Here is a 13,062-nt window from a genome sequence, read left to right on the forward strand (position 1 = left end):
TTTGAATACTTTAGTTAAAAAAATGTATAGCAGCAAATTAGTAAAAAGTGGAATATGGTACACTATAGGAACATTTTTCCTACAAGGTATAGGGTTTTTAACGCTTCCTATTTTTAATAGATTGCTCAGTCCCACAGAAAATGGTGTAATTACCATATACACTACCTATGTTGGTGTATTTACTATTCTTATTGGCATAGGCCTTGAATCTGCTGTTTCTAGAGGTAGATTTGATTTTAAAGAGGACTATGAAGAATTTTTATCTTCTTTGCTTTTTCTGGCTAGTATAACCTTTGTAATATGGTTAGCTATTGGAATTATCTTCAAAAATCCTATCTCAAATATGATAGGAATAAAGCCAGATTTAGTAATTCTACTCATTGTACAAAGTTTTTTTGGTTTTGTACTTAGCTTTGCCAGCACAAAATATTCTATTGAATATAAGTATAAGAAATTTTTATTTATTTCTATAACAAGTACGCTAATAAACGTTGGTTTATCAATTATTTTAATAATGGGATTAACTAATAATAGATATTATGGAAGAATCAAAGGCGGAGCCTATGTTACAATAATTTATGGAGTAATACTATATGCTATAGTTATGATTAAAGGCAGAAAGTTAATAGCTTTAAAATACTGGAAGTATGCACTACCTATTTCTCTTCCTATGATTTTTCATCAACTCTCATCAATAGCATTGACTTCCTCTGATGCTGTAATGATAAGTAAAATTGTAGGTGATGCTGAAACAGGTATTTATGGATTTGCATATAAAATGGGACTCATAGTAAGTATTGCTTGGGCTGCATCTAATAAAGCTTGGGTACCTTGGTTTTTTGAAAAGATGAAGGAAGAAAACTATGATGAAATTTCGGAAAAAACAAAGTATTATATAATTTTATTCTCATTTATAACCTTTATTTTAATTTTTATATCTCCAGAAATAGCAATGATTTTAGGTACAAAGGCATATTCACAAGGAATAGGACTCGTACCAATCATAATGATAGGTTATTACTTTGTTTTCCTATATAGTCTACCAGTTAATTTAGAGTTTTACACAAAGAAAACTAAATATATAGCAACGGGAACATTTATGGCTGCAGTAGCTAATATAGTTTTAAATCTGATTTTTATTCCTAAATTTGGATATGTAGCTGCTGGGTGGACAACAGTTGCATCATATTTATTGCTTTTTTTGTATCATTATATAATAGCTTTAAAAATATCTGACGTAAGAGTCTTTAATGTTATGCACTTTATATATGGGATTTTGTTTATAGCCGTATCTAGTGGGATTTTTTATTTCATTAAAGACATATGGGTTATAAGATATGGTATAATTACCATGGTTTGTTTAATAACAGTTTTTAGCTTTAAAAAGAAAATTGGTGTTCTTTTAAATAGATAATCTACTGACATATAGTAAAAGGAAAGTGATATAAGTTGAATACGTTAATATATACAAATCAGTGTAAGGAAATGGTAAGTAGCAATGGAAAAGTTGATATAGATAAATATTTAGTTAGTTCAAATATCGATGGACGCTCATTTTGCTTTCTTAAGTTTTTGGAAAATCAACAAATTGATGGGAAGCAAATGGAGGATTTATGCAGCTACGATGGTATTCCATTATATTACTTCAATAGGCCAACAATATTTTTAAAACTAAAAATATTAATAACCTGTATAACTATTCTTCAAAGAGTTACACTGGAATATGGTAAAGATTTTTTAGTCCAAACAGATAATGAAATTATGAAGATGGCAGCTGAAAAAGTATTTAAATTAAAAACTAGTGAAGCTACGAAAGAAAATAGTGATAAAAAAAATAGTGGGTTAAACAATAAGTATAAGCTATTTCACAGACAATTCTCAGGGGCTCTGCAGTACTTAAGGTTTAAAATGATTAAAAGCAAAAGCTCAAATATGCTTATATGTTCTCATGCAGGTTCACTGAATTTACTGCAGGACGCTAAAGCAAACAATCGCTATTATGATACTCAAATAGGTCTTGTAACTGAAAAATGTAGAAGTAAATTTAATGTGTTAAATCTTCAACTATTGAATAGTGTAGAACTAATAGATAAAACATTTAATTGTAATGAGAAGTTTGTGCCTTTTGAATTATTTATTGCTTATAAGAGATTTATAGGTGAAAAGCTTATAGATAATTCAAAGTATAAAGATGAACTTAGCAAGCTTTCGAGTTTTAATTATCAGTTTGAGGACTATGACCTAAAAGAACTTATGCTCTGTTATATTTTAAAGGATTTAAAACATCAATCTAAGTCTTACTTAATAGAAACCTTATCTGCAGAAAGGTTCCTAAGTAAAAATAAAATTGAAAGATGTTTGATTATTGATGAAGGTGACAGAGGTCGATGCTTTATTATTGCTGCAAATAGACTAGGTATAAAAAGCTTTGCATCGCAACATGGAGTAATTAATAAAAATTCACCTGCATATGCAATAATATCAAAATTTGGGCAGCTGATAGTTCCTAAAGCTACTTTTTTTTGGGGAGACAAATATAAGCAGCTCCTTTTAGAAAATTCTAACGCCTATAATGATAAAAATATAAAAGTAGTGGGTCAAGTAAGAACAGATTTTTTAGTTAATAGAAAATATAATGATTCAGAATTAAAAAAAGAAAGTATAAAAATTTTGTATTGTACTCAATATTTTGTAGATTTACTAGAACCTGCAACAATAATGTTATTTAAAGCACTGAATTTGTTAAAAGAGCCTTATGAACTTATAATTAAGCTTCATCCCATTGATTTATATTACGACTTCTACACGTCGAAAATAGAGGAGTATAATATAAATAATGCTAAAATCCTAAAAGATGGTGACTTATATGATCTCATTAATTGGAGTGATGTTATTGTAAGTGTTCATTCTACAGTTGTCGTTGAGGGAGCTCTTTTAAATAAGCCATCTACATGTATTCTACTTCCAAAATATAATGATGCAGGAGGTTTTGTTCGTGATGGTGTTTCAATTGGTGTAAGCAATGAATTTGAATTAGCAAAAACACTAGTAAAACTAAAAGATATTGATATTAAAAAGGATGAAGGTATTCAACAATACCTAGATGAAAATTTCTATAAAGTAGACGGTAAGGTTAGTGAAAGAATTTTTAATATTGTAGGTGAGTAAGTTATGAAATTTTTAATCGTTTATGAAAATGAAAAATTTAAAAATCAGATAGAGTATACATCACAGATATTATTTAGTAATTACTGCGTTGAATATTGCATTGTACCATATTCAAAATTTAATCCTACAGATTGCAAATATGATTTAATTATTTATTATGGAAACAATTTAGAATGTGACTTTGCAAATATAATTGTTACGCAGGGTTCTCTTTTTGGAGAAAATTATTTACATAAATATTCCTTGCTTAGTAATGTTGAATTTTATGAGGGAATACCGGTATTCTTTACTAATAAGGTCTGTGATCTTTACATCAAAGAAAAGCAAGAAAAAGTAATATTTAATATTGACGTTTTTCAGACCATATTCTATTTTTTAACATGTTATGAAGAATTTGTTTTTGATGAGTACGATGATAAAGGAAGATTTAATATAGTGAATTCTATTTTACATAAATTCAATTTGCTATCACGCCCAGTGGTCAATGAAAATATATGTTTGTTTATTAGTGTTTTAAATGAAAGATTTAATATGGACATTGAAAGAAAAGATTTATGGAAGGGGAGTGAATATGCAGTAATGTTATCTCATGATGTTGATATCATTACACAGCACCTATCCTTTAAAAGAGAAATAAGATTATTATTTAGTATGATTTTAATTGATAGAAAGCCAAGGCAAGTATTTAAAAGAATAAGTGATTTTATTAATATTAAAATACTAAAAGTACAGAAAGATCCCTTTGATACTTTTGATTATATTATGAATATGGAAAGGGAGAAAAAATTTAAATCTAGCTTTTACTTTATGGCAGATAGAAAAACTTATGATTTGAAAAGTAATAGAGTAAAAGAAATTTTTAAGAAAATATTGGACAATGGATGTGAGATAGGATTTCATCCAGGACTCAATACTTCTAATGATAAAGAGAATTTTAAAAATCAACTTGCCATATTAGAAAATAATATAGAGGATACTTTTGTTTTGGGTGTTAGGCAGCATTATTTAAGTTTTCATAACTCGAGAACATGGGTTATTCAAGATGAGTGTAAGTTGCAATATGACTCTACGGTATGTTTTCCAGAACAGGCAGGATTCAAGGTAGGATACTGTTTGCCTTATCAGACTTATGACTTAACCAATAATTCATCTTTAGATTTAATTGAAATTCCATTAATATTAATGGAGGGAAGCCTTTTTGATTATATGAATTTGAATTATGAGGAGTCCGTGGAATATATTAAAGAGCTTATTTTTCAAGTGCAAAAACATAGTGGAGTTTTCGCTATATTATGGCATAATTCAGCTATAACAAGCCAATATAATAAAAATTCAAAACAAGTGTTCAAGTGGTTATATTCATATTTTGAAAAACAAAATTGTATTGTCCAAAGTGGAATTAACATTTATAAAATGTTTTTAGGGCAAACTTATATAAAGTAAACATGAACAGTTCATAATTATTCAATACATTATAGGAATACCAGGAGGTAATAAATGAATTTACTAAAGGATATTAAAGATGGGTCAAAGGAATATTTAGATTATTTATTAAAATATAAAATGTTAATTTTAGTAGCATATTTAGTTTGTCAATTAGGTATATATATGCTTATAGGAAAAACTAATTATTTTATATTTGCAGCTAGTTTTTTTACAACAATATTTATAATTAGTTCATTAGTTTTAATGTTAAAGGATTCAAAAACTGCCATACTAATATATAATATTTCCATACCAATACTGCCTATGCAGTTATACTTATTAAATAGATTGAATCAAAATAGTATTGGTGCTACAATGTATTTTGTATATTTTATATTTTTAATTATTGGTATAAGAAAAGAAAAATTCAATTTTAAAAAGATTAATATAAAAAGCAAATATGGAATAGTTACTATAGTATATTTTTTCCTAGGTGCTATTGCCCTAATTTCATCATTGCGAAGTGCTTATAAATTTGAAGCATTTAGATTAACATTTATCGGAGTCATATTTATGATTCTTTATAGTTTAATATTGATATGTTTAGAAATAAAGCAGCATGATTTTTATAAAAAGATTATTTTGTTTCTATGTATAGGAGTTGCAATATCAGGAATACCAGATACTTTTATAGCTCTATATAGTCTAATATTGAGTGGGGAAAACACTCACCTCTATGGAGTATTAGGCAGTAATTTTATGCTTGGATATACTTTGATGGTGCTTCCATTTATACTAATATATGCTGTTAACAAAGAAATTTCAGGCAAGTATAATTCTATATATAAGTTACTGTTACTAGTTGAGATTGTTAATTTATGTACTCAAAGATCTAGAGGTATATTGGGTGCATTAATAATAGCCTTTGTAGCTATTATTATAATAGATTATAAAAATTATAAAAAGTATTTAATAGTATCCTTAGTAATACTAGGTTGCATTACTTTTAATGTATCCCAACGAGGTGAAATGACAGAAATAACGGAATCCATTGTAAATTCTGGAGTGCCTAAAGTTGAAGGAAATGTAGCAAGTGATAAAGGATTCTTTTATCAATTAGGTGAGCAGGCTCGGAATAGAAGTCCTATCTGGTCAGCAGCATTTAGAATGATAGAAGATCATACTTATGTTGGTGTAGGCCCAGCTAATTTCAAGTATTATTTTCAATCATATGCACCGGAACTGAAAAAAGCATACATTGATGCTCATAATATATTTTTAAATGTAGCTGCTGAATTTGGGGTGCCTTTTGCAATAGTATTTTTCTTTTCTTGGTGGGGTACCATGTTTAAATCTTTAATATATGGATTTATTAAAAAGAAAAAACATAATAAAAGCATTATACTTCCTACATTTATAGGAATGACCTCACTTATGGCATATGGTAATGTTACAGGTCAGGCATTCATTACTTCAAAGCATCCTATAAGCGTAGTTCCAGCATTTGTATTAATTAGTTTAGTGACTATTTTACTAATAACAGTAAAAGAACAAACTATTTCGAATGACTAAAAGTAAATTGAGGTGTTAAAGTGAGTAAAAATGTGTTATCAATATTGTATTTTTTTCCACCCATGGGCGGAAGTGGAGTCCAAAGAACTTTAAAATTTGTTAAATATATGCCGCAATTTGGATATAATCCAATAGTTGCAACTATTAAGGCTGGTCATAATTTTGCATATGATGAAACCTTGCTTTTAGAAGTACCCAAAAGTGTTGTGGTATATAGATCAAATTCTGGAGAGACCTTATGGGTTAGAAATATAATTGAAAAATTAAGCGCTATAAGAAAACCTAAAGTTGCATCAAATCAAGATAACCAAAACAGTAGTAGCACTACTGTATCAAAGCAAAGTTCACCAGGACTAAAAGAAAGAGCATTTAGGTTCATTGAACTTAATTTGTTAGTGCCTGATAGTAAAATAAGATGGTATAAACATGCAGTAAAGGATGTTTACAATATTTTAAAAAAGGAAGATATTCAATATATTTTTTCATCCTCATATCCATATACTGTACATTTGATTGCGCTACAAGCAAAGAAAAAAACAAATCTCCCATGGGTAGCTGATTTTAGAGATCCATGGATAGGAAATTCACCAATGACTGTGGGTCATTCAGAAAAGAGAAAGAAAAAAGAAGAAAAACTTGAGGCAGAGGTTGTAGCCTATGCTGATAAAATAATTATGGTTACAGAACCTATATGTGAAAATTACAAAAAAAGATACCCTCAGTATAAGGATAAATTTGTTACCATTACTAATGGCTTTGATGCTAATGATTTTGAAAAGGTGAAAGTTGTTAAAGAAGAAAAATTCACTATATGTTACAGTGGTATTGTGGCAAAAGGACAAACACCAGAAACACTCTTAAGAGCAACAGAGCGATTGTTTAATGAAGATGATGAATATAAAAACAACATAAAAATAAAGTTTATTGGATTTATATTAGAGGAGTACATAAATCTAATTGCAGCATCGAGCATTTATGAAAATTTCGAAAAAATTGAGTATATGCCTCATTCTCAGTGCATCTCACATATGAAGGGTGCAGATATTAATTTGATAATACTCTCAGATGAAGATGAGAGCAGAACTGTGTTTAGCGGTAAAATTTTTGACTATATAGGATCTCAAAGACCAATTTTAGGGATTATGCCTTCAAATGGTGTAGCTTCAAATTTAATAATAGATAAAGAAATTGGATATTCATATGATCATGGAGATGTAGACGGTGTTTACAATTTTATAAAAAGTAATTATGAAAAATGGAAAAACAAAGAAGATACTAATACTAATGCCGCAGAAAAATGTGTGGAATTTGAAAGAAAAAATTTAACAAATCAACTAGTGAATTTATTCCAGTAAATTCACTAGTTAGTTATACTTTTTAAGATATTATAGAGGAGAGGAAAATCTACATGAATATTCTTCAAATGGTTAAAGCTTACGGAAGTTTAATTTTTGGGAAACAAGATTATTGGCACCCAGATATGATAGCCAATAAGAACTGTAGTTTAAAGAAAATTGACCAATATTATGTTGACACAAAACCTAAGCATAATTACATTGGTAAGATGGATGAAAATAATATACCTCTTTTAGAAATGGATGGAACATATTATTATTTTCCAGTAACTATTGCGCAGTATGCCTTAGGAAATTTTGATAAATATATAGAGACGAAAGATAAAAAATATTTTGATGTTGTTATAATTTGTGCAGAATGGTTTGTATCAAACCTGCAGGAGACATCAAAAGGTGTCTATGGATATGCTAATGATTATGACAAGATGACCTATGGGCTTCATAAGCCTTGGTTATCCTCACTATCGCAAGGACAACCTATGTCTGTTCTTGCAAGATGTTATTCTGTAACAAAAGATAAAAGATATTTAGATGTTTGTGAAAAACTTCTTATATCTTTTGAAGTTAAAAGTGAAGATAAAGGAGTGCTTGCGCTACTCAGTAACGGATATTTTTATGAAGAATATCCATCTAAAGAGCCTTCTTTTGTATTAAATGGATTGATTTTTTCACTTTGGGGATTATTGGATTTTAATATTGTATCCAATAATAAAAAAGCTTTAGAATTATATAATAAAGGTGAGAAGACGCTTTGTGATAATTTGACTTTATTTAACATTAGAGGAATAAAGTGGTCGAGATATGATTTATATAATTTTAAAATTCATAATATAACAAGTATTTTTTATCATAAGCTTCATATAGAACAGCTAAAATCAATGTATACTTTAACAAATAATGATTTATATCGAGAATATTATATAGCTTGGGAGAAATCCAAAAATAATATAATTATATATATTATTGCCACATTATATAAGATTGCACATAAACTTTCTGTAAGAAATCAAAGCAATTATGTGCCATCAATTTCAGACAAATAAGGATAAAAGGTGAGATTAGATGAAAATATTAACGGTAATTGGGGCTAGACCGCAGTTTGTCAAAGCATCAATGGTTTCTAATGCTTTGAGAAAAAATAATAATGAAATTATAATACATACAGGGCAACATTATGATGATAACATGTCTAAAGTTTTTTTTGAAGAATTAGATATCCCAAAACCGGATTATAATTTAAATATATGTTCCGGCAATCATGGGTATCAGACAGGAAATATGCTTATAAAAATTGAATCAGTGCTGCAAAAAGAAAAACCAGATTGTGTTTTAGTTTATGGAGATACTAATTCTACTTTAGCTGGTGCACTAGCATCAAGTAAAATGTTGATACCACTTATTCATATAGAGGCTGGCCTTAGAAGTTATAATATGACTATGCCAGAAGAACAAAATCGTATTCTTACGGATCATATATCAAATATTTTATTTGCACCTACAAAAACTGCTGTTAGCAATTTAAGTAAAGAGGGAATAGTTAAGAATGTATATAATGTAGGCGATGTTATGTATGATTCCATATTACATTTTAATAAAATTGCTGAAAAAAAAACCAACATAATGAATATACTTAACTTAAATAAAGAAGAATATATATTAGCTACTATTCACAGAGCTGAAAATACTAATGATTTCAATAGATTAAAAAACATCGTAGAAGCATTGAATGAAAGTGAAGAAAAAATAATACTTCCACTACATCCTAGAACTCAAAAGTATATAAGTGAATACGGATTGTCTTTTGAAAAAAATGTTCAAACTATTCAATCTGTTGGTTATTTAGAAATGGTGATGCTAGAGAAGAACTGTAAAAAGATAGTTACTGACAGTGGTGGAGTACAAAAGGAAGCATTTTTTCTTGACAAGCCTTGTATTACGCTTCGAGAAGAAACTGAATGGATTGAAACTGTAGAAAATGGATGGAATATACTTGTTGGAGCGGATAAGTTGAAAATAAAAGATGCTATTTTGCAATTTAAGTGTAATGAACCTAAGAATGGATATTTTGGATTTGGTGATGCAGTAAAAAAAATTGTTGATATTATAGGATAGAGGTAGATAAGATGAAGATTTGCTTTTTAGGAGATGGTAATAGTATTCATATTAGAAGATGGTTAGATTTTTTTCATGAGAGGGGTCATGAAGTACATTTAATAACTTTTTCTAATGTGATCCACAAAAATATTATTGTACACAAAATAGGCAATTTTGATATAAATATTAGCGGTGGTAATTGGCAGTACGTTTTTTCAACAATGCAAATTAAAAAGCTAATAAAAAAAATGAATTTTGATATAATAAATGCGCATTTTGTAACTAGTTATGGGTTTTTAGCATCACTATCTGGGGCAAAGCCTCTAGTAGTATCAGCCTGGGGTACGGATATACTTGTGGCACCTAAGAAAAATAAGATATATAAAGCTATTACAAAATATGCATTAAATAGTGCACAGCTAATTACATCGGACTCGAATTTTATGAGTGAAGCAATACATCAGTTAACAAACACTGATGTATTGACTGTGCCCATGGGAGTTGATCAATCTTTGTGCTATAAGGATAGAAAAGAAAGCACTGATGAAATTAAAATTTTAAGCTTGCGTACTGTTAATGTGAATTCCAATATTGATATAATTGTAAAAGCATTTGCAAAGCTACTTGCAAGTAATGAAAAATATAATTTTAAATTAATTATAACTAATGATGGACCAGAAATGGAAAATATAAAGGCCCTTGTAAAACAATTGAATGTGGAAAAAAATGTTGATATTAAAGGATTTGTAAATAGAGATGACTTAATAGAACTTCTGTATTGTTCACATATGCACATTACTATACCAGATTCAGATTCAACATCTGTAACACTACTCGAAGCTATGGCATCAGGTATAATAACTATTGCTTCAGACATACCTGCAAATAGAGAGTGGATCCATCATAAGAAAAACGGGTTAATTACAGAAAAAATTGATGTTGAAAGTCTTAAAATATCTATGGAGCTTGCATTGAATGATTCAGAGTTTAAACAAAAAGCTTCTAGATTAAGTAGAGAAGTTATATTGAAAAAAGCTATTTGGGATCAGAACATGCAACTTGTGGAACAAAAATATTTAGCTTTGTTAAAAAACAATTAGTTTAAACTCAATTAGGAGTGATAAAATGAATGGTGAAGAAAATGTAAAAGTATCTGTAGTTATTCCCTGCAGAAATGAGGAAAAATACATAGGAAAATGTCTACAATCCATAATAGATCAAAGCTACGGAATGGAAAATATTGAAATTTTTGTTTGTGATGGCTGTTCAAATGATAGTACTTTGGATATAATAAGTGAATATAGCCTTAAATATCCTCAGATAAAATTAGTAATTAATGAAAAAAGAGTGGCACCTACAGCAATGAATTTAGGAATAAAAGCTGCGGTAGGCGGAATAATTGTAATTTTTGGTGCTCATGCCTATATGGATAAGGATTATATAAAAATATGCATAGAAAAACTAAAAAGTGAAGACATTGCTTGCGTGGGTGGAAGAATTATAAACATTAGTGAAGACAGTACGGCAGAGGCTATATCACTTGCTATGGCCTCACCATTTGGTGTAGGAAACGCACTGTTTAGATTTTCAAATGTAGAACAACTTGTTGACACCGTTGCTTTTGGAGCTTATAAAAGAAGTATATTTGATGAAATAGGATATTTTGATGAAGAGCTTGTACGGAATCAAGATGATGAATTAAATTTTAGAATTACTAAAAGTGGCAATAAGATACTTCTAGCCCCTGATATAATATCTCATTATTATACAAGAGGATCTTTTAGTAAGCTTTGGACACAATATTTTCAGTATGGTTTTTGGAAAGTTAGAGTAATTCAAAAACATAAAAAGCCATCAGCAGTAAGACACTTAGTTCCATTATTATTTGTCCTCAGTTTAATGGGGGGAACCTTATTAAGCCCATTTTCTAAGATTGTTAGATATTTATTTTCGACAGAAATATTACTATATTTAGCAGGTGCTATTACCTTCGCCTTAAAGGCTTACAGTGGGAAAGTAAAAAATGCGCCTAAGATGATATTGTCATTTTTGATATTACATTTAAGCTATGGAATAGGATTTTTAGAGGGATTAATAGTGTTTTACGTTTTGAAATCTAATAAATCTGTTGAGAAGAACACAAAATCATCAAGATGATTTTTATCAATTGAAATGAGGTGGAGAAGTGGATTTATCTAAAAAGGTTTTATTTTTAACAACCTGTGCTTACATTATGTTATTACCATTAATTCCACAAGACATTGTACTTGCAGGAATACCTTTTACTGATTTACTTTTAGCGTTGTTAATCTTTGCATATATTGTAAATTTAGTAATGTCTAAGAAAAGTAGAGAAAATTTTATTAATGCAGTAATAGATTTCTTCACAGATAAATTGAGTATATTTATGGCCATATTACTTGCCATAATGTTTGCATCTACAATTTACGCTGTAGACAAAACACTAGCATTAACTGAAAGTGCAAGATTTATATCTTATGTCTTTATGTATTTTGTTATAAAGTATGAGTTCAATAATAAGAAACAAATTAAAATTCTAATAAGATGCTATATATTTATCTCCACTGTACTTTGCAGCATAGGTATTGTGCAATATTTTACAAGGATTGGATTAGATGAAAAATATATAAAAGCATTTTTATTTGAAGGACATATAAAGATATCTTCTACACTTTCTCATCCCAACGCCTATGCTGGTTATTTGATTTTGATAATTTTCCCAATTGTTATGCTAAGTATTTATGAGAAAAATAAAAACAAAAAAATCTTTTATCTACTACTTTCTATATTAGTCTTTACAAATATACTTATGACTTATTCTAGAAATGCATTATTAGGTTTTGCATTAGGGTTAGTAGTACTTGCACTACTTTATAGCATTAAAATAATTTTTGCCCTTGGAGGTTTTGGGGTCTTAATTCTTTTAATTCCTTCTGTTTTTCAGAGGGTTCAAGATATTCATAATTCATCCCAAAATGAGGCAAGGATAAAGCTTTGGAAAACAGCACTAATGATGATAAAGGAACACCCAATACTAGGAGTTGGAAACGGAAACTATGTAACTCAATATGACACTTATATTCAAAAGTATAGATTGGATTATAACTCATATACCCATTATCCAGCTCACAATTCATATTTGAAAGTACAAAGTGAACTTGGTATAGTTGGAATAGTTTCTTTCTTAGGGATAATAGTAACGGCATTATCTAGAGTTAGAAAATTATATAACACAGCTAGTGATAAGTTTAATAGAGCGTTTTATATGGGTGTAATGGCAAGTATGGTTGCTTTTCTATTTATGAATTTTTCAGATAATTTATTTTTTGTACCTAAAACGACAACTTTTTTTTGGTTTTTGTTAGCTACTGCAGAGGCACTATTGCATAGCGAAAGTTCTAACATAAATTCATAAAAAAATACTAAT

Annotated in this window: 10 protein-coding genes; all 10 read left to right on the top strand. The window is 28.8% G+C overall.

The genetic code is table 11. The annotated features are described in order from the left end of the window. The first annotated feature begins 1 nt into the window (after position 1). From Ctaglu_RS14985 to Ctaglu_RS15030, 10 genes are read left to right on the top strand one after another with little or no spacing between them, the layout of a single operon-like run. Complete coding sequence (locus tag Ctaglu_RS14985; protein ID WP_125003100.1) at positions 2 to 1,414, top strand: lipopolysaccharide biosynthesis protein; 1,413 nt, start codon at positions 2 to 4, stop codon at positions 1,412 to 1,414. A 35-nt stretch (positions 1,415 to 1,449) separates the two neighbouring features. Then, a complete protein-coding gene (locus Ctaglu_RS14990) occupies positions 1,450 to 3,168 on the top strand; it encodes a CDP-glycerol glycerophosphotransferase family protein (protein ID WP_125003102.1) in 1,719 nt (572 codons plus the stop codon). A gap of 3 nt (positions 3,169 to 3,171) precedes the next feature. Then, positions 3,172 to 4,611 (top strand): polysaccharide deacetylase family protein, encoded by a 1,440-nt coding sequence (locus tag Ctaglu_RS14995; protein WP_125003104.1) that lies wholly within the window; start codon positions 3,172 to 3,174, stop codon positions 4,609 to 4,611. Positions 4,612 to 4,665: 54 nt separating this feature from the next. After that, complete coding sequence (locus tag Ctaglu_RS15000) at positions 4,666 to 6,165, top strand: O-antigen ligase family protein (protein WP_125003106.1); 1,500 nt, start codon at positions 4,666 to 4,668, stop codon at positions 6,163 to 6,165. Positions 6,166 to 6,185: 20 nt separating this feature from the next. Then, positions 6,186 to 7,520 carry a glycosyltransferase gene (locus tag Ctaglu_RS15005; protein ID WP_125003108.1) on the top strand — a complete coding sequence of 445 codons (1,335 nt, stop codon included), beginning with the start codon at positions 6,186 to 6,188 and terminating at the stop codon, positions 7,518 to 7,520. 53 nt (positions 7,521 to 7,573) lie between these two features. Continuing rightward, positions 7,574 to 8,563 carry a D-glucuronyl C5-epimerase family protein gene (locus Ctaglu_RS15010; protein ID WP_125003111.1) on the top strand — a complete coding sequence of 330 codons (990 nt, stop codon included), beginning with the start codon at positions 7,574 to 7,576 and terminating at the stop codon, positions 8,561 to 8,563. 19 nt (positions 8,564 to 8,582) lie between these two features. Then, positions 8,583 to 9,632: a non-hydrolyzing UDP-N-acetylglucosamine 2-epimerase gene (gene wecB, locus Ctaglu_RS15015; protein ID WP_125003113.1), complete on the top strand. Its 1,050-nt coding sequence runs from the start codon at positions 8,583 to 8,585 to the stop codon at positions 9,630 to 9,632. 11 nt (positions 9,633 to 9,643) lie between these two features. After that, a complete protein-coding gene (locus Ctaglu_RS15020; RefSeq protein ID WP_125003115.1) occupies positions 9,644 to 10,714 on the top strand; it encodes a glycosyltransferase family 4 protein in 1,071 nt (356 codons plus the stop codon). A gap of 25 nt (positions 10,715 to 10,739) precedes the next feature. Continuing rightward, on the top strand, positions 10,740 to 11,771 hold the full coding sequence (locus tag Ctaglu_RS15025) for a glycosyltransferase family 2 protein (protein ID WP_125003117.1): 1,032 nt from the start codon (positions 10,740 to 10,742) through the stop codon (positions 11,769 to 11,771). 28 nt (positions 11,772 to 11,799) lie between these two features. Continuing rightward, the gene (locus Ctaglu_RS15030) at positions 11,800 to 13,050 is read left to right on the top strand and encodes an O-antigen ligase family protein (protein WP_125003119.1); all 1,251 of its coding nucleotides are present in this window, start codon (positions 11,800 to 11,802) and stop codon (positions 13,048 to 13,050) included. Positions 13,051 to 13,062 lie beyond the last annotated feature (12 nt).

The sequence above is a fragment of the Clostridium tagluense genome (assembly GCF_003865095.1).
Lineage (GTDB): Bacteria > Bacillota > Clostridia > Clostridiales > Clostridiaceae > Clostridium_AD > Clostridium_AD tagluense.

Coding starts and splice junctions, on each gene's coding strand:
- Ctaglu_RS14995 (WP_125003104.1), top strand. CDS start 3,172: ATGAAATTTTTAATCGTTTATGAAAATGAAAAATTTAAAAATCAGATA.
- Ctaglu_RS15000 (WP_125003106.1), top strand. CDS start 4,666: ATGAATTTACTAAAGGATATTAAAGATGGGTCAAAGGAATATTTAGAT.
- Ctaglu_RS15010 (WP_125003111.1), top strand. CDS start 7,574: ATGAATATTCTTCAAATGGTTAAAGCTTACGGAAGTTTAATTTTTGGG.
- wecB (WP_125003113.1), top strand. CDS start 8,583: ATGAAAATATTAACGGTAATTGGGGCTAGACCGCAGTTTGTCAAAGCA.
- Ctaglu_RS15020 (WP_125003115.1), top strand. CDS start 9,644: ATGAAGATTTGCTTTTTAGGAGATGGTAATAGTATTCATATTAGAAGA.
- Ctaglu_RS15025 (WP_125003117.1), top strand. CDS start 10,740: ATGAATGGTGAAGAAAATGTAAAAGTATCTGTAGTTATTCCCTGCAGA.